This window comes from Kitasatospora sp. NPDC049258, from assembly GCF_040678895.1.
GTDB lineage: Bacteria > Actinomycetota > Actinomycetes > Streptomycetales > Streptomycetaceae > Kitasatospora.
This window is the reverse complement of record NZ_JBFAQT010000033.1, coordinates 51,410-69,228: the sequence shown is the minus strand read 5'-3', so window position 1 is coordinate 69,228 and position 17,819 is coordinate 51,410. Positions and strand designations below refer to the sequence as shown.

Annotated in this window: 9 protein-coding genes and 1 pseudogene; 2 read left to right on the top strand and 8 right to left on the bottom strand. The window is 76.6% G+C overall.

What is annotated here, in order from left to right:
• Nucleotides 1-314 (bottom strand): annotated as a pseudogene (locus AB0K43_RS24190) (hypothetical protein); the annotation flags it as partial.
• 144 nt (nucleotides 315-458) lie between these two features.
• On the bottom strand, nucleotides 459-3,212 hold the full coding sequence (locus AB0K43_RS24185; RefSeq protein WP_363643085.1) for a BTAD domain-containing putative transcriptional regulator: 2,754 nt from the start codon (nucleotides 3,210-3,212) through the stop codon (nucleotides 459-461).
• 336 nt (nucleotides 3,213-3,548) lie between these two features.
• On the opposite strand from AB0K43_RS24185, the gene AB0K43_RS24180 reads away from it, so the two are divergent.
• Entirely contained in the window at nucleotides 3,549-6,407 is a 2,859-nt protein-coding gene (locus AB0K43_RS24180) for an AfsR/SARP family transcriptional regulator (RefSeq protein ID WP_363643083.1), read from the top strand.
• On the opposite strand, the gene AB0K43_RS24175 is transcribed toward AB0K43_RS24180, so the two are convergent.
• The 5 genes from AB0K43_RS24175 to AB0K43_RS24155 all read right to left on the bottom strand — a co-directional run bounded on the left by AB0K43_RS24175 (nucleotide 6,344) and on the right by AB0K43_RS24155 (nucleotide 13,787).
• Nucleotides 6,344-6,916, bottom strand: a complete 573-nt coding sequence (locus tag AB0K43_RS24175; RefSeq protein ID WP_363643081.1) for a sigma-70 family RNA polymerase sigma factor — start codon at nucleotides 6,914-6,916, stop codon at nucleotides 6,344-6,346. The two genes, AB0K43_RS24180 and AB0K43_RS24175, sit on opposite strands and share 64 nt — an antisense overlap.
• A 215-nt stretch (nucleotides 6,917-7,131) precedes the next feature.
• Nucleotides 7,132-7,539 carry a hypothetical protein gene (locus AB0K43_RS24170; RefSeq protein ID WP_363643079.1) on the bottom strand — a complete coding sequence of 136 codons (408 nt, stop codon included), beginning with the start codon at nucleotides 7,537-7,539 and terminating at the stop codon, nucleotides 7,132-7,134.
• 230 nt (nucleotides 7,540-7,769) lie between these two features.
• A complete protein-coding gene (locus tag AB0K43_RS24165; RefSeq protein WP_363643077.1) occupies nucleotides 7,770-9,008 on the bottom strand; it encodes a S8 family serine peptidase in 1,239 nt (412 codons plus the stop codon).
• Nucleotides 9,005-12,334 carry a right-handed parallel beta-helix repeat-containing protein gene (locus AB0K43_RS24160; RefSeq protein WP_363643075.1) on the bottom strand — a complete coding sequence of 1,110 codons (3,330 nt, stop codon included), beginning with the start codon at nucleotides 12,332-12,334 and terminating at the stop codon, nucleotides 9,005-9,007. Before AB0K43_RS24160 ends, AB0K43_RS24165 begins: the two co-directional genes overlap by 4 nt.
• 64 nt (nucleotides 12,335-12,398) lie before the next feature.
• A complete protein-coding gene (locus tag AB0K43_RS24155; RefSeq protein WP_363643073.1) occupies nucleotides 12,399-13,787 on the bottom strand; it encodes a hypothetical protein in 1,389 nt (462 codons plus the stop codon).
• 200 nt (nucleotides 13,788-13,987) lie between these two features.
• Here AB0K43_RS24155 and AB0K43_RS24150 point away from each other — a divergent pair, with 200 nt between their 5' ends.
• Entirely contained in the window at nucleotides 13,988-15,919 is a 1,932-nt protein-coding gene (locus AB0K43_RS24150) for a hypothetical protein (RefSeq protein ID WP_363643071.1), read from the top strand.
• A 32-nt stretch (nucleotides 15,920-15,951) separates the two neighbouring features.
• Here AB0K43_RS24150 and AB0K43_RS24145 read toward each other — a convergent pair whose 3' ends face one another.
• The gene (locus tag AB0K43_RS24145) at nucleotides 15,952-17,781 is read right to left on the bottom strand and encodes a peptidoglycan-binding protein (protein WP_363643069.1); all 1,830 of its coding nucleotides are present in this window, start codon (nucleotides 17,779-17,781) and stop codon (nucleotides 15,952-15,954) included.
• Between the last annotated feature and the right edge of the window lie 38 nt (nucleotides 17,782-17,819).

Genomic DNA, 17,819 nt, shown 5'->3' with positions numbered 1-17,819 from the left:
TTGGCCACGCTGTAACCGTTGCACGCGTAGGCCGGGTCGGAGGCCGGCATCAGGACGGCCTGGCCCTGGGCGTTGATCGTGTAGTACTCCGGCTTGAGGACACCGTTCTTGACCCGGCCGTCGGCGTACTCGGCGGGTGCGCTGCAGGTCACTGAACCGGTCACGCCGGGGTACAGCCACTCCTGCACCGCGACCTGGGGGGCGGCGGCCGTGGCGGCGCCGGCCGGGGCGGGTGCGCCGAACGCGAGGGTGCCGGCCACCGTGAGAGCACTGGCCGCGACCGAAGCCGCGCGCCTGGGGAAGCGAGATTTCATGTGCGGAATCCTGACCCTGGATTGACCAGTGGTCAATACCAGTGGCAAGAAACTCTTCCCGGGTTACCGCCGGCGCCCGTACGGGGGGACAGACGCCGGCGGCGGCACCGCACTCCGGTCAACGGGCGGCGGGCACCGCCCGGTTCACCGGTTCCCCGGATCCGGTCCGAGGGCCGGCGCGGCCAGCCGGGCCCGGATGCCGTCCAGCGGGCGGCCGTGCCGGTCGAGCACCTCCAGCGACCGCAGGTAGTACTCCCGGGCCTCCCGGTCACGGCCGAGCCCCTGCAGCACCACCCCGGTCTCCTCGGCGTGCTGCGCCTCCATCCGGTGGTCGCGCAGCTCCCGGTCCAGCTCCAGCGCCTGCAGGAGCACCTCCAGGGCCTCCTCCTCCCGCCCCAGCCCGCAGCGCACCTCGGCCAGCGTGCCCAGGGAGATCGACAGCGCCGGATCCGTCCGCCCGGCCAGCAGCCGGACCGACTCCTCCGCCGCCGGCAGCGCCCGCTCGGGCTCCCCCAGGGTCAGCCGGCACTCCGCCAGGTTGTTCAGCTGCACGGCGGCCGACCGGTCGTCCCCCGCCGCCCGCTCCATCTCCACCATCCGCTCCAGCAGGGGCAACGCCCCGCGCGCGCCGCCGAGTTCGTACAGCGCCTCGGCCAGCACGCTCAGGCAGCGCACCAGCGGGGGCCGCCGGCCCAGCCGCTCGGCCAGCGGGACGGCCCGCTCCATCAGCTCGGCCTGCTCGGCGTGCCGGCCCTGCTCCCCGAGGATCATCCCCAGGTCGCTGCTCGTCCAGACCCGGCCCTCCAGGCTGCCCGACTCCTCGGCGGCCACCAGGGCCGACCGGGCCAGCTGCTCCCATTCGGGCAGGAAGCCGCCGTCGTGGTAGTACGCGGGCGCCACCTCGTAGGCCAGTTGCCAGACCCGCTCGCCGTGGCCCCGGCGGGCGCCCTCCACCACCAGGGTGCGGATCGCCCGCTCCTCCCGCCGGAACAGCTCCAGCGCCCCGGCCGGTCCGTCGAGCACCGGCACCCCGCCGGACGGTGCCAGGCCCGGGCCGCGCACCGGCAGCCGCGGCCGGCCGAGCGCCGTGGTGAGGGCCGCGGTGGTGGCGAGGTAGTAGTCCAGCAGCCGGTCGACCGCCGCCCGGCGCCGGTCCACCGGCAGGGTGTCGGTCAACTCCCGGGCATAGAGCCGGACCAGGTCGTGCCGGGCGAACAGCCCGGGCGCCGGCTGCTCGACCAGGTGGGCCGCGCCCAGCTCCGCCAGCAGCCGCTGCGCCTCGCCGGCCGTCAGACCGCCCAGCGCCGCCGCCGCCTGCGGACACACCTCCTGGCCGGCGTGCAGGCCGAGCAGGGCGAACAGCCGGGCGGCCGGGGCCGACAGCGCCCGGCAGCTGAGCGCGAGCGCGGAGGCCACCCCGAGCGCGCCGCCGGTGGACAGGGCCGGCAGCGCGGTCTGCTCGTCCGCCAGCTCCTCGGCCAGCTCCACGAGCGCCCAGTCCGGACGGGAGGCCAGCCGGGCCGCCGCGATCCGCAGCGCCAGCGGCAGACCGTCGCAGAGCTCGACGATGCGCCGCGCCGCGGCCGGTTCGGCGGCCAGCCGGGCCGGCTCGACCACCCGGGCCAGCAGGGCCAGCGCGTCCGCCCGGCCGAGCACGTCCAGGGTCAGCCGCAGCACGCCCGCGCAGTCGGGCCGCTCCTCCAGCCGGCTGCGGCTGGTGACCAGGGTCAGCACCTCGGGGCTGTCCGCGAACAGCGGCGCGGCCTGCGCGGCCTGGCGGACGTTGTCCAGCACCACCAGCATCCGCCGGCCGGCCACCAGCCGGCGGAACAGCTCGGAGCGCTCCGCGAGCGAGGCCGGCACCGCCTCGTCGGCGACGTCCAGCGCGCGCAGCAGCCCGCCCAGGGCCTCGCGCGGGTCGACCGGCCCGACCTCGTCGAAGCCGCGCAGGTTCACGTACAGCCGGCCGTCCGGGAAGCGGTCCGTGTTCCGGTGCGCCCACTGGAGCGCCAGGCTGGTCTTGCCGACCCCGGCGGCGCCGCAGACCAGCACCACGGTGCGGCCCGGCAGCCGCACCGCCGCGTCCAGCCGGGCCAGGTCGGCCGCCCGGCCGGCGAAACCGCGGCTCGCCCGGGGCAGTTGGCACGGCACAGCCGCCGGACGGGCCGGCCGCGGCGGCTCCGCCCGGACCTGCTGGTGGGCCGCGAGCAGCACCCGGCCCGGGCCGATGCCGAGTTCCTCCTCCAGCGTGTCCACCGTGCGCCGGTAGACCGCCAGCGCCTCGCCGGCCCGGCCGGCCCGGTCCAGGCAGAGCATCAGCAGGGCGACGGTCGGCTCCCGCCGGGGCGCGACGGCCACCGCGGCGGCGAGCTCGTCCAGCACCTCCTCCGCCCGGTCGAGCCGCAGCAGCGCCTCGGCGAGCCGCTCCAGCGCCCGCAGCCTGGTCTCGCGCAGGCTGCGGGCGGCCTGCTCGGGCAGCGTCGACGGGCTGTCCTCGGCCTCCCAGGGGCCGCGCCACAGGGCCAGCGCGGCCCGCAGCACGGCCGCCGCCGCCGGGTCCGGCAGGCCGGTCGCCGAGGCGACCAGGCTGTCGAACTCGAGCGCGTCCACCGCGTTCCGCCCACCCGTCAGGACGTAGCCCGGCTCCCGGGTGACCAGCCGCAGCTGCTCGCCGTCGAGCTGCTTGCGCAGCGCCGCGACGTGCCCCTGGAGGGCGGCCCGGGCCGTCGGCGGGGGGCCGCTCCCCCACAGGGCGGCCACCAGGCGGTCGGTGGGCACCACCCGGTTGAGCTCCAGTGCGAGCACGGTGAGCAGCACCCGGCGCTTGGGCGTGGCGACCGGGAGCTCGCTGCCGTCCGCGCGGCGGAGTTCGACGCCGGCGAGCAGGTTGATTCGCATCAGGGGCGGTCCTGGGGGTCGGGGTGCGGGGGCACCGCGGTGCCGATGAGGACGGAGCTGACGATACGGACCTTCGCACAAGTGATCCAAGCTCGTCACCGCGTCCGCGCCGGGCACCAACTTCCGTGCAGGCGCCGGATACCGGCGTCCTGACCGGCGGATCGTCAGCCCCCAACCTTCGCGCCGAGTTCATCCTCCGTCGGCATTTCTTCGCGGACGAAGCGGGCCTTCCCGCTGCTCGCCCACCGTGATCCGGCAGGTGGCGGCGCGTACCTGGCGGCTGGTTAGACTGCCCACCGGCGCTTCGACTGCGAGGCTCGGAGAGTGGGGGAGCGGATGCGCGTTCGGCTGCTCGGCCCTGCCGAGATCCACGCCGAGGACGGCGGCCCGGTGGTGGTGCCCGGGGCCAAGCGGCGCGCGGTGCTGGCCCTGCTGGCGCTCGAACTGGGCCGCTGCGTACCGGTCGAGCGCTTCTTCGAACTGCTCTGGGGGGCACGGCCCCCGGCCCAGGCCAGGGCCGCCCTGCAGGGGCATGTGGCGGCCCTGCGCAAGGTGCTGGCGGGGTCGCCGTTCAGCCTGCTGACCCAGGCTCCGGGCTACCTGCTGCTGGGCGAGCCGACCCGGGTCGACGTGCACGCGTTCCGGGCGCTGACCGCCCGGGCCGGCACCACCGCGGACGACGCGGCCGCGGCCGAGCTGCTCGGCGCGGCCCTCGACCGGTGGCACGGAGCGCCGCTGTCCGACCTGCCGGAGACCGAGCTGCGGCACGCCTTCGCCCAGGAGCTGGAGCGCGACCGGCGGACGGCCCTGGAAGCCTGGGCCGAGCGGCTGCTGCGGACCGGGCGCGGCGGTGCGGCCGTACCCGCGCTGGAGCTGGAGGTCCGTGCCGACTGGCTGCACGAGCCGGCCGCCGCCCTGCTGGTGCGCTGCCTGCACCAGGCGGGCCGCCCGGCCGACGCGCTGCACGTCTACCACCGGGCCAGGGCCGGGCTGGCCGAGGAGCTCGGCCTGGTCCCCGGCGCCGAGTTGCGGGCCGCCTTCGCCGCCGTCCTCGCCGAGGAGCCCGACCCGGCCGTCCCGCCCCGGCGCCCCGCCGGCACCGGGCCGACCGGCACCGGCCGGCGGTCCGGGTGCGCGCTGCCGCGGCTGCTCCCCCGCTTCGTCGGCCGCGACCGGGAGTCCCGCCGGCTGGACGAGATCTGCGGCCCGGACCACGACGGCGACGGCATCGCCGTGGTGATCGGCCCGGCCGGGGTCGGCAAGACCGCGACCGTGGTCCGCTGGGCGCACGCGGCCGCGGCCGGATTCCGGGACGGCCGGCTCTACGTCGACCTCCGCGGCTTCGACCCCGCGGGCCCGACCGACCCGGCCGAGGTGCTGGCGCGGTTCCTGCGCGCCCTCGGGGTCCCGGAGGGCGAAGTCCCCGAGGACCCGGCCGACCGCGCGGCCCGCTACCGCGAACTGACCGGGCAGCGGCAGCTGCTGGTCGTGCTGGACAACGTCCGCGCCGCCCGGGACGTCGCCGAACTGCTGCCGGCCGGGCCGGGCTGCGCCACCGTGGTCACCAGCCGCAACACCCTGGAGGACCTGGTGGTCACCGAGGGCGCGGTGCTGCTGCGGCTGGAGGCGCTGCCGCCCGACGACGCTCTGGTGCTGCTGGGCGGGCTGCTCACCGAGGAACGGGTGCGGGCCGAACCGGCCGCCGCCCGCCGGCTGTCGGCGCTGTGCGACCAGCTCCCGCTCGCCCTGCGGATCGCCGCCGCCCGGCTCTCCTCGCAGCCCTCCCGGACCATCGCCGACCTGGTCGCCGAGCTGGAGGACGAGCGGACCAGGCTGCCCGCCCTGGACGCGCAGGGCGGTGCGAGCGTGCGGTCCGCACTGAACCTGACCCACCGCCACCTCGACCCGCAGGGGGCCCGGCTGCTGGCCCTGCTGGCCGTGCACCCGGGCGACGAGGTGGACGTGCCCGCCGCCGCCGCGCTGCTCGGCGCCGGCCCCGCGGCGGCCCGCCGGGCGCTCGGCTCGCTGGCCTCGTACCACCTGCTGACCGAGGCCGCCCCGGGCCGGTTCCACCGGCACGACCTGATCCGGGTCTACGGGAGGGAACTGCTGGACGCGTTGGAGCCGGACACCGGCCGGCTGGCCCGGGCCAGGCTGCTGGACTACTACCTGGCCGCGACCCTGCACGGCGCGACCCGGCTCCAGCCCCACCTGGCCGAGCTCGGCTCCCCCGCCGAGCACCACCCGCCGGCCCTCCCGGTGCTTCCGGACGTCCGCGGCGCGCTGGCCTGGTTCGCCGGCGAGGAGCCGGTGGTGCGCAGCCTGGTGGACGCCGCCGCCGCCGCCGGCGGCGAGTACCGGCGGGCCTGGCAGCTGGCCCATCTCGCCAACTGCCTCTACTACGGCGCCGGCCGGCTCACCGACCGGCTGAGCTGTCTGCGCTCGGGGCTCGCGGCCGCGGCCAGGACCGGGGACCAGCTGCCGATCGCCCTGCTGGAGTCGGCGACCGCGCGGGCGCTGGGCGGTCGGCACCGCCCGGCCGAGGCGCTCGCCCTCGCCGCCCGGGCGGCCGACCGCACCGCACCGCTCGGCGGCGCCGCGCACGTGCACACCCTGACCGTGCTGTCGCTCGCCCGGGCGGACCACGGCGACCTCGACGGTGGTGTGGCGACCTCCGAGCGGGCCCTCGCACTGCTGCGGGAGCTGGGCGTGCGCGAGGCCGGCGCCTGCGCGCTGGCCCACGCCGCCGGGCTGCGCGCGCGCTCCGGCGACGGTGCGACGGCGCTGCGGTACGCCCGCGAGGCGCGCGGGCTGCTCGCCGGGCACCCGGAGGCCACCTTCCACCTGCACGCGCTCTGCGCCGAGGCCCAGGCGCTGCACCTGCTGGGCCGGGCGGAGGAGTCCGAACAGGTCTGGCGGCGGGCGCTGGAGAGCTGCCGCAACTCGGGCACGGCGCACCTGCAGGCGCTCACCCAGCGGCAGTTCGCCGACTTCCTGCTGGCCCTGGCCCGGCCGGCCGAGGCCGCGGAGCAGCTGCGCGCCGCGGCGCGGCTGCACACCGGGCTCGGCGACACCGCCGCCGCGGCCGAACTGGCGGACCGCCTCGCGGCGATCCGCCGGGAGCTGGCGGCTCAGCCCGCGGCCGCCGCCATCCCCTTGGCCTCCAGGATCGGGCGCAGCGCCCGGACGGCGTAGAAGTTCCGGGACTTCACGGTGCCGACCGGCACCCCGAGCACCACCGCCGCCTCCGCCATCGACCTGCCCTTCATGTGCAACTCGACCAGGACGTCGCGGTGGTGCGGCTGGAGCTCCGCCATCGCGACCTCGATGTCGCGGGCGGCCAGCACCTCGTCGTACGGGTCGTGGGTGCCCGCGTGGTCCTCCGGCGAGTCGTCGGCGACCTCCTGGGCCCGGGCCGCCTGCATCCGGAAGTGGTCGATGGCGATCCGCCGGGCCACCGTGAACAGCCAGGGGCGGCTGTGCTCGGGGCCTCGGTGGATCGCGGCGGGGTTCTTCCAGGCCCGTAGCAGGGTCTCCTGGAGGATGTCCTCGGCCTTCCCCCGGTCCCCGCTGGTGACCCGCAGCAGCGCGCGCAGCAGGTAGGGCCCGTGCAATCGGTACAACTCCGCCAGGGTGTCCTGGTCGAGGGTCGCACGGGCCTGGCCGGCCCGGGCGGTGCCCTCGTCGGCGGCAGTAGCGTCCATGGCCACGGCTCAGCCCTTCGCTCCGGTTCGACGAACTGGCAGCGGGTGCCCGGGTGCCGGTGTTCGGCCGCCCGGGTCCGCCGTCCTTACGCACCACACCGTTCCAGGCGCCGCCAACACGGGCCCAATGATTCGCCGACGAAATCCCCGGCCGACCGGTTTACGGCGCCGGCCCCCGCGGTGACCTGCGCTCTTCTCGCCGCGCCGGCGCGGCCTCAGCGGCGCCCCGCCAGCGCCGCCGCCAGCCGCTGCACCCCGTCCTCGCCGAAGCGGTGCACCAGGACGGCGATCCACCGGGCCAGTTCGGCGCGCTCGCGGGTGCTCCAGGACGCGGCGGACGGGTGCTCGTCCACCACCAGCGCCTCCGCGATCAGCCGGAGGTCCGCCGACGGCTCCGGCCACGGCTGCCCGGCCAGCCCCTGCACCGCCAACCGGCGTGCCGTGGAGATGACTTCGCGCGCCCCGGCCGGCGGCACGGCGAAGCCGGAGGGGCTCGGCACCGGGCCCCGCCCGCCCTCGTCCTCGCCTGGGTCGTCGCCCGCGTCCTCGCTCCCGGCGAGCCAGGAGGCGATCAGCCGACGCGCCGTCTCCTCCTCGTCACCGTGCATGCCCTGGTCCACCATGACCGCCAGCATGCCACCGCTTCGGAAGTCAGTACTCGCCCACATGGGTCACCTCTCGTCCGCCGATCGAGGCGGCCCGCCGAAGTGTCGTCGCCGCATCTTGTTGAACGGCTAACGGCCTCAGGGGTGTTCACCGCCGGGTCGGACCTCGGCCGGGCGCAGTTCGCCCGCCGTCCCACCGGCCGGATCCGGCCACCGGGACCACCGGTGCCACCGGACCGGGCGCGGGATCAGCCGCCGCCGGACCGCCGGGCGCCCCGCCGGCCGAGCCCCCGCACGACCGCGGCGAACGCCAGCACGAGCACCACTGCGCCGCTCCCGCCGGCCACCAGCAGGGCCAGCCGGACCGCTCCCGGGTCGACGGGCGGGCGGACCGCCAGCGACTCCCCCGCCTCCTCGGGCGCGGGCGCGGCCGCGCCGGCGCCCCGCTCCTCCGGAAGCTCGGCGGTGACCGCGGCCACCGGGTCGACGGTGCCGTGGCCGAGCAGCGGGTCCGGCAGCACGGAACCCGGCCGGTAGGCGGTGGTCTCCAGCCGGTGCACCAGTTGGTCGGGCGTCAGGCCCGGCCGCCGGGCGAGCACCAGAGCGGCGGCGCCGGCCACGTACGCGGTCGCGTAGCTGGGGCCGGAGGCGGTGAAGTGGCCGCCGCCGGGCCCGGCGCCCGTGACGGCGTCGCCGGGCGCGGCCAGGTCGATCCGGCCCGCGCGGGCCGCACCGCTCGGCGGGGCGCCGTTCGGTCCGACGTCGGCGACGGCCAGCACCCCGGGGTAGGAGGCCGGGAAGACCGGCCCGCTCCGGGCGCCGTCCACGTCCGCCGCGCAGGGGGCGACCACCAGCACACCGCCGGCTCTGGCGTGCCGCAGGGCCTCGGAGAGCGCGTCGCTCGGCGCGGGCACCGACACCGCCACGGCGACCACCCTGGCGCCGCCGTCGACCGCGTCCCGGATGCCCTTGGCCAGCAGGTCGGCGTTGGTGGCACCGGAGTCGTCGGTGACCGCGACCGCCAGGATCCGGGCCTCGGGTGCCAGCCCGGCCGGGCCCTGGCCGGCCGGGCGCCGCCCGGCGATCAGGCCGGCGACCAGGGTGCCGTGCCCGACGCAGTCCCGGCCGGCGTCGCCGCTGCCGGACTCGCGCGGGCCGACGGTGAGGCGGCCGGCCAGCGCGGGTGAGGCGCCGTCCACCCCCGAGCCGACCACCGCGACCGTCACCCCGCCGCCGCGGGTGAGCGTCCAGGCGCCGTCCGGGGGCAGCAGGGCCTGCGGCCACGGGGTCCGGTCGGTGGTCCGGCCGGACGGCTGGGCGCAGCCCTCCCGCTGCACGTCCTGGAGGGTCTGGGCGACGGTCGGCAGCGGCTGCTCCGGCGCCGGCGAGGCGCCGCCGTCGGCGCGGGCCGGGGCGGCCGGAGCGATCGCGGCGGCCAGCGCGCAGGCCAGGACGGCCGGTGCCCACGCCCGCCGCCGACGGCTCATACCGCGCTGCCCAGCCGGTCCGCGGCGATGTCCTGCGGGAGCAGCAGGCTGAGTTCGGCCAGGTCGGCGATGTCCAGCCGGCTGAGCCGGCCGGCCTGCCTGGTGATCATCGACTCCAGGGTCTGCCGGGCCAGCCGGCCGTTGCCGAAGGTCCGGTCGCGCGGGGTGGCCGCGAACAGCCGGCCGAGCGACTCCAGGGTCTCCGGCGCGCAGACGTAGCCGGCGTTCTCGGCGTGCAGCGAGACGATGGTGACCATCTCGTCGTCGCTGTAGTGGCCGAACTCGATCTGCCGGGAGAACCGCGAGGCGAGGCCGGGGTTGGAGGAGAGGAAGCCCTGCATCTCGTCCTCGTAGCCGGCCACGATCACGGCGACCTCGTCGCGGTGGTCCTCCATCAGCTTCATCAGGGTGTCCACCGCCTCCTGGCCGAAGTCGCCGCCCCCGCCGTGGCGCGGGGTGAGGGTGTAGGCCTCGTCGATGAACAGCACGCCGCCCCGGGCCCGGTCGAAGGCGTCCCTGGTCAGCTGGGCGGTGTGGCCGACGTAGCGGCCGACCAGGTCGGCCCGGGCGGTCTCGATCAGCTGGCCCTTGGGCAGCACCCCGAGTTCGGCGAGCAGCCGCCCGTAGAGCCGGGCGACGGTGGTCTTGCCGGTGCCGGGCGGCCCGGCGAAGACCAGGTGGTTGCTGATCTTCGCGGTGGGCAGTCCGGCCTCCTGCCGGCGGCGCACCTGCGTGATCAGGTTGACCAGGTCCTCGACCTGCTCCTTGGCGGCCGGCAGCCCGACCATCGCGCGCAGTTCGGCCAGGATCTCGGTGCCGCCGTCGGCCGCCGCCGGGCCGGTCTCGACGCCGGTGTCCGCGGCGACCAGCAGGGCGAGGTCGGCGTCGCCGATCTCGGCGAGCTGCGCCAGCCGGGTGGCCTGCCGGTCGACCATCTCCTCGAACACCTTGCGGGCGGAGCGGCCGTTGCCGAAGTCCGCGCCCCTGGGCATCTTCTCGAAGATCTCGCGGAGCGCCTCGCGGGTCCCCTCCGCCAGCTCGTAGCCGTGGCCGGCGGCGGCCCGCTCGACGATGGTGACCAGCTCGTCCACCGCGTAGTTGGCGAACTCGACGGTCCGGCTGAACCGCGAGGCCAGACCGGGGTTGGAGGCCAGGAAATCGGTCATCTCGGCGGAGTAGCCCGCCACGATCACCACGATGTCCTCGCGGTGGTCCTCCATCAGCTTGACCAGGGTGTCGATCGCCTCCCGGCCGAAGTCCGGCCCGCTGCCGCCGGAACCCGCCGACAGCGCGTACGCCTCGTCGACGAACAGCACCCCGCCGAGCGCCTCCTTGAACACCTCGGTGGTCTTGATCGCCGTCCCGCCGACGATGGAGGCGACCAGGTCGGCCCGGGCCACCTCGGTCAGGTGGCCGCTGCGCAGCACGCCGAGCTCGGCCAGGATGCTGCCGTAGAGCCGGGCGACGGTGGTCTTGCCGGTGCCGGGGGGCCCGGCGAAGATCAGGTGCCGGCCCATCGGGAGGGACGGCATCCCGGCCAGCTCGCGGCGCCTGGCGAGCTTGTTGAGATTGACCAGGGTGGCGACCTGCTCCTTCACCCCGGCCAGGCCCACCAGCGATTCCAGCACCTCCAGCGGGCCCTGGGCGGGCTGCTGGGCCGGCGCCTGCGCCACCGCCTCGACGACCGTCCCGGCCGCGGCCTGCGGCTGGGCGGCGACGGTGGCCGAGCCCTGCGCGTCGGGCATGCCGTTGTCCCGGCTCTGCAGGTTCTCCACCGACAGCCGGGTGCTCGGCGCGGTCTGCCGCAGGCCCGAGCCGCGGTTCCCGGTGACCGTGCAGCCGGTCAGCCGGACCGCGTCGGTCGAGTCGATCCGGATGCCGTCGGCGGTGTTGTCCACCGCCTCGACCTGGCCCAGGGTGGCCCGGGCCCCGGCGCCGATCCGCACCCCGTGCCGGCGGCTGCCGCGCACCCGCCCCCGGGTGCAGGAGAGTTCGCCGCCGTCCTCGACCGCCAGGCCGTCCTCGCCCGGGTCGACCGCCTCGCAGTCGCGCAGCGTGGCACTGCCGGCCCGGCCGACCAGGAAGCCGCTGCCGGCGCAGTCCCGCACCACGGTGTTGCCGACGAAGGTGTCGGCACCGTCGCTGATCAGGATGCCGATCCGGCCGGCCGAGAGGATCTCGGAGTGCTCCACCCGGCCGCGGCCGTCGCGGACCGCCTCCACGCCGTCCCCCCGGGTGCCGTTGACGGTCACCCGGCGCAGCAGCGGGTTGGCGCCCTCGCTGATCCGCACGCCGGTGCCGGCGATGTCGCGCACCTCCAGCCGGTCCAGCTCGGCGGCGCTCTCGCCGGTCAGCTCCACGCCCACCTCGCCGCAGTCCCGGACGGCGGCGCGGGTGAGCACCGGGCTGGACGAGTCGCCGATCCAGATGCCGATCCCCTCCGCGCCGGTGACCTCGCACTCCTCGAAGGTGCCGCGCGAGCGGGCGGTGACGTGGATGCCGTGGCCCCTGGTCCGCGCGGTCCGGCAGCGCCGCAGCAGCGGGTCGGTGCCGCCGGCCAGCGCGATGCCGTGGCCCTTGGTGCCGGTGACGCTGCAGTCCTCCAGCAGGACCCGGGAGGCGGAGCTGATGTAGACGCCGACCGTGGTGTCGCGGACGGCGGTGCGCAGCACCCGGGTGCTGCTGTGCTCCTCCAGGGCGATCGCGGGCTTGTCGGTGGCCGATATCTCGCAGTCCTCGATGGTGCCCCGGGCCTCGCCGTTGGCGCACACGCCGTTGCCCCGGGCATCGCGCATCACGCAGTTGCGGAACACCGGGTCGGCACTCTCGCCGATCACCACGGCCGAGGTGCCCAGGTGCTCGATCACGCAGTCCTCGATCACGCTGGTGCCGGTGGAGGTCTCCACGATGCCGGCGCCCGCCGAGTTGACCACCCGGCAGCCGCGCATGGCCAGCGAACCCTGCTGGCGGGTCAGCACCGCCGTCCACGAGTTGCCCACCACCTCGCAGTCCTGCAGGGCCGCCTGGCCGCGCGGGACGTCGATCGCGGGCATCTCCTCGTCCTGGCCGGCCAGCACCAGCCCGGTCAGCTGGACGGCCTCGGCGACCACCTGGACCACGCAGCCGCGCCGGGGGGTGATCCGGACGGTGCCCCGGACGTCCTCGGCGGTGATGGTGACCATCTTGGTGATCACCAGGTTCTCCTCGTACCGCCCCGGGCGGACCGAGATCACCGCGCCGCTGCGCGCCGCCTCCAGGGCCTCGCCGATCGTGCGGTACGAGCCGCCGCGCTGCTCCTGGCACACCGTCAGCACATGGCGCGACATGACCTGGTCTTCCCTTCGTCCTGCTGTTGCGTCACTCGGTGCGGCGGGCCGGGCCGCGCGGGGGTCAGCTGCAGTCGGCCCGGGCCGCGGCCGCGGCCAGGTGCGCGTGGTTGGCTCCGTCGAAGTCGACGCCCCGGGTGTGCAGCATCACCGAGATGTAGCCGCCGGTGAGCGTGAAGGACCCGGCGCTCACCCACTGCCCCAGGTTCTTCACCTGGTTCACGCCGAACGAGCCGATGGTGCCGCTGCCCGGCGCGCTGCCGCTCTGCACCGTGTAGTAGGCGGGCGCGCCGCCGACCACCCTGATGTCCTTGTTGTTGGGGATGTAGACCGAGATCTTGCAGGTCCCGCTGGTCACCGGTGCGGTGCGGAAGGTCCACACCACCGAGTTGCCGTCGTCCTTGGTGGCCGAGCCGGACATCGGCATCGAGGTGAACTTGCCGTTGCAGCTGGCGCCCGCGAAACCGCCCGTCTGGGTGAACCAACCGTGGCTGCCCTCCCACCAGCCGTACTGGCTGAAGGAGACGCTGGCGCTGTTGCACCAGGCGCCGCCGATCCCGGTGTACGAGGGCGCGGCGGCCGGCGGTGTGGTCGGCTTCGGGGTGGGCTGGACCGGCGGCACGGCGACGGGGGTGGAGGGCACCGCCGGCGTGGTGGTGCGGCCGGGGTCGGTGCCCGGATTGTTCCCGGGGGCGGTGACGGGGACGACGGCGGCGCCGCCCGCGGCGGGGACGGCGGCGCCCGGCCCGGCGGTGGCCCCCGGGGCCGGCGGCTGGCCGGGCACGCTGCCCGGGGCACCGGCGGCGGCCGGGTCGGCGGCGGCGTCCGGAGCCACGCCCGGGGTGCCCGCAGCGGCCGAGGGCGAGGCGGTGACATCGCCGGGTGCGGGCGGGTGCGGGGCGGTGCCGGGCTCGGTGACCGGGGCGTCGGTGCGGCTCAGCCCGGCGCTGTCGGTGTCCCCGAGGCTCTGCGCGGAGCCGCTGCCGTGCGAGATGACCAGGGGCAGCCCCATCAGCACCATGCCGACCGTCGCGGCGGCGGCGACGGCCGGGCGCTTGAGCCGGGTCAGCCTGACCACCCGTCCGGGGCCGGCCGGCTCGGCGCGCTCGGGGGCCGGCCCGGCGGGCGCCTGGGCGAGCGGCGCGGGCGTGGGGGCGGGCGGCGCGACCGCCAGGGGGGCGGCGCCGGGCGCCACGGCGGCAGCGGCAGCGGCCGCCACCGCGTCCGGCGCGGCGGCGGAGCCCTGGACCGGCCCGGCGGCGCGGCGCACCGGCCCCAGCGGCGACGGCCCGGGCGGGGCGGTCGCCACCGGCGCGGCCTGCGCGGGCGCGGCCGGCTGCCGCTGCTGCTGGTGCGCCTCGGCCTCGCCCTCCTGGTCGTCCATCATCCAGGCGACCGCGGGCAGCTGGTATCCCGTCGAGGTGCCACCGTTCTCGTTCTGGCCCGTGCCCACCGCAGCCCCCTGGTTCCACTTCGTTTCCCGTCGCGAACCGCCTGACGGCAGGCCGCCGGCGCTTCCATCCCGGGAAACGGCCCGGCGGGCGCGGAGGGTTCACCGCGGCGGCGCTGAACCCGGGCCGAACCCGCAGGCGTTCTCCGGGTGTCGAGATGTCCCAGGTTCCGGGCCGATTCCGGCGCCGATCGAGGAGTGCCATGACCCCCCACCGTGCCGGCCGCCGCGCCGTGCTGCGCACCGCCGTCGCCCTGGCCGCACTGGCCGGCCCGACCTCGGTGTGGAGCACCGCGGCCGTGGCCGCGGGCTCCGGGCCCGCCGCCGGCAGCTCGGCGCCGGCCGCCGCGCCCGGCGACCCGGCCGACTGGCTCCGCCTCGCCGGCGGCCGCCTGGTCTACGGCCAGGACCGGCAGGGCAACCGGATCCCCGACTTCTCCTACGCCGGATACCGCGGCGGCGGCGTGCCGCTCCCGACCGCCAAGGCCGCCGTCACGCTCGGCCCGGGCTCCGGCGGCGACGACACCGACCGCGTCCAGCAGGCCATCGACCGGGTCGCCGCGCTGCCGCAGGGCTCCGACGGCCTGCGCGGCGCCGTCCAGCTGGGCGCCGGCACCTACCGCCTCGCCAAGCCGCTGCGGATCGGGGCCTCCGGGGTCGTCCTGCGCGGGGCGGGCAGTGGCCCGGGCGGGACCCGGCTGGTCGCCACCGGGGCGCCGCACGTGCTGGTCGAGCTGGCCGGCGAGGGCGCGCCGCGCCGCAGCGGCGAGCAGCACGCCGTCACCGACGCCTACGTGCCGGTCGGCGCCACCACGCTCACCCTCGCCTCCACTGCCGGGCTGGAGCCCGGGCGGACCGTCATCGTGCAGCGCCCGCAGGAGGACTCCTGGATCCGGGCGATCGGCATGGACCGGATCCCGGCCCGGGACAGCGGGACCACCAAGCCCTGGACCCCCAACGACGGACTCCGGTTCCAGCGCACCGTCACGGCGGTGGACGGCAACCGGATCACCCTGGACGTCCCTCTCACCAACGCGCTGGAGAAGGAGTTCACCCACGCCACGGTCTGGGCCTACGACTTCCCCGGCCGGATCTCCCAGGTCGGCGTGGAGGGCATCAGTGCCGACGGCTCGGGGGTGGTCTCCGCCCCGGGCTACGACTCGGACGGGTACGTCAGGAGCGGCTTCGCCCACTTCGCGGCCGTCCAGGACGGCTGGCTGCGCGACATCGTGGCGGACGGCTTCGGCTCGGGCATGGGCTCGATCGGCAGCACCGCCTCCCGGATCACCGTCACCGACACCGCCGCCATCGGCATGGAGAAGGCGATCCCGCAACGCTCCCCGCTGGCCCAGCCGGGGGCGTACACCGTCGACGGGCAGCAGAACCTGATCGTCAACTGCACGGTGAGCGGCAGCAATCTGCACGCCTGGATGACCGGGCCCCGGGTGCCCGGGCCCAACGTCTTCTCCCACTGCACCTCCGACAACACCGGCCGCTACCGTCTGGACGCCGGCCCGCACCAGCGGTGGGCCGCCGGCACGCTCTACGACGCCATCACCATGCGGCACTCCCGGGGGCCCGCCGACGACCTGGCGCTGACCGACCGGGGCAACATGGGCACCGGGCAGGGCTGGGCCGGCGCCAACCAGGTGCTGTGGAACGCGGACGTGGGCTACTACGCCGTGGAGCGCCCGCCCACCGCCCACAACTGGGCCTTCGGCACCCGGGGCACCCCGGTCGAGGGGCGGCAGAGCGGTGTCCTGGTCTCCACCGGCACCGCGATGACGCCGGCCAGCCTGTACGCGCAGCAGCTGGCCGAACGCGGCGGGCAGGCACCGCCGCCACCGACCGCGACGCCCGCACCGGTGCCCGCTCCCGCCGCGCCCACGCCGTCGGCCTCCGCTTCCGCCACGGCGACCGGTGCCCCGACCGCGGCGTCCGCCGGCACCCGGAGCAGTGCCCCGAGCCCGGCCGCGACCCCGGCCGCGGCACGCCGGCCCGAGACCCGGGACGGTCTCGCCTCCACCGGTGCCGAGCTGGGCGCCGAGCTCTCGATGGCGGCCGGGGCCCTGCTGGTGGGCAGCGCCGCCATCGGTCTCACCCGCGAGCGGCGCCGGGCCCGGCACGCCCGGTAGCGGGTGCGGCGGGCCCGGGGGCCGGGTGCGGCTCAGCCGCCGTGGCGGCCCCGGCGGCGGCGCTCCTTGGTCAGGCCGATCGCGGCGCCGCCGACCAGCAACGCGCCGACCGCCATGGACAGTTCGGCGCCCAGCTCGGCACCGGTGGAGGCGAGGCTCTCCTCCGGCTTCCGGGCCGCCGGGCTGCTCGCGGGGGCGCTCGCCGGCGGCGTGGACGGTGCGGAGCCGCTCGCCGACGGCCGGGCGGCGGACCCGGTGGCGCTCGGGCTCGGTGGGCCGGCGGTCGGCGCCGGGGCGGCGGTCCTGGTCGGTTCGGTGACCGGGGCCGGGGCGGATCCGCCGCGTTCGGCGAGCTGCTGCTCGTACAGGCTGGCCGGCGTCATCGCGGTGCCGGTGGAGACCAGTTCGCCGTCGTGCCGCGCCGGGTCCGGGGTGCCCCGGGTGCCGAAGGCCCAGTTGTGGGCGCCGGGCGGGCTCTGTACGGCGATCCGCTCGACGGTGCAGTTCCAGGCCGTGCTGTTGGCGTCCGACCAGCCGTGGCCACTCCCGCGGCTGCCGTTGTTCACCAGGTCCAGCGACCCCTGGATGGTCAGGTTGTCGTAGAGCGTCCCGCTGCCCCAGCGCTGGTGGCCGCCGGAGTCGTAGGTGTCGCCGGTGGTGGTGGCGGTGCAGCGGGAGAAGACGTTCGGGCCCGACTGCCGGGCCTCGGTGACGAAGGCGTGGATCTTGGCGGCGGTCAACGTGCAGTCCTGGACCAGGTTCTGCTGACCCTGGAGGGTGTAGCCGTCGGACCTGGCGGAGGTCGCGGTGTTGGTCACCATGTCCAGCGCGCCGGTGTGCAGCACCGAGATCCGGCGGCTCTCCGGCCCGAGGCCGGTGACCCCGTCCTGGCCGAAGTGGTGGGTGAAGACATTGCTCACCCAGCCGTCCTGCACGGCACCGAAGTGCGAGAAGCTGGCGTGGTAGAAGGTGCTCGGGTAGCTCGGGTCCTCGGTCATCGCCCGGCCGTCGGCGCCCAGGTCCTCGATCCCCACCCGGCTGATCCGCGGGTAGCCGTACCGGTAGACCAGGGATGGTGTGTACTGCTTCTCCAGCGCGGTGGTGAGCGGCGCGTCGAGGGTGATCCGGTTGCCGGAGAGGGCCGTGATCCGGCGCTCCGAGCGCAGGCTCCAGCCCGGCGTCCAGGTGCCGTTCATCCCCACCGCGTCGATCCAGGCCTGGGTGGTCGGGCGCTCCACCACCACCTCGGTGCCCACCGCCAGGCCTTCGGTGCTGCTCAGGTTCAGCACGGTGGCGCCCACCGGCACGTAGTCGTCGGTCACTTTCGACTGCGGGCCCTGGACGGTGTAGCCGGACTTCCCGCCGAGGTTCACCAGCGTGCGCGCCCTCGCCCCGGTCGCCACCAGGGTGGTGCCGGAGGCGTCGGAACCCGCGCCGCGCAGCACCACGCCGTCGGCCGCGATGGTCAGCGCGCCCGCCAGGTGGTACTGGCCGGCCGTGAGCTGGACCGCGCCGCGGAACCCCTGCGCGACGGGCGCCAGCGCGGACACCCTGTCGATCGCGGCCTGGATCGCCCCGGTGTCGTCCCCGCCGCCGGGGGCGGGGACGGTGACCCTGGTCGCCACCTTCGGGATCGCCACCCCGCCGCCCGCGTAGCCGGCGTGGGAGTAGTCCGGCACCTGGTTGCCCCGGTCGTCGTGCCCGTACACCAGGCGGCCGTTGCTGAACCCCAGCCACTGCACCGGGCCCGCCGGCCCGGCGGCCGAGGCGAAGGTCGCCGGGACGACGGTGAGCCCCGCCAGGGCCGGCACGGCGACCCCCGCCCGCAGGACGGCCCGCCACCTGCTCCTGAGAGTGCTCATCAAGTCCTTCTCCACGAAAGCGACATACCCGGACGCCC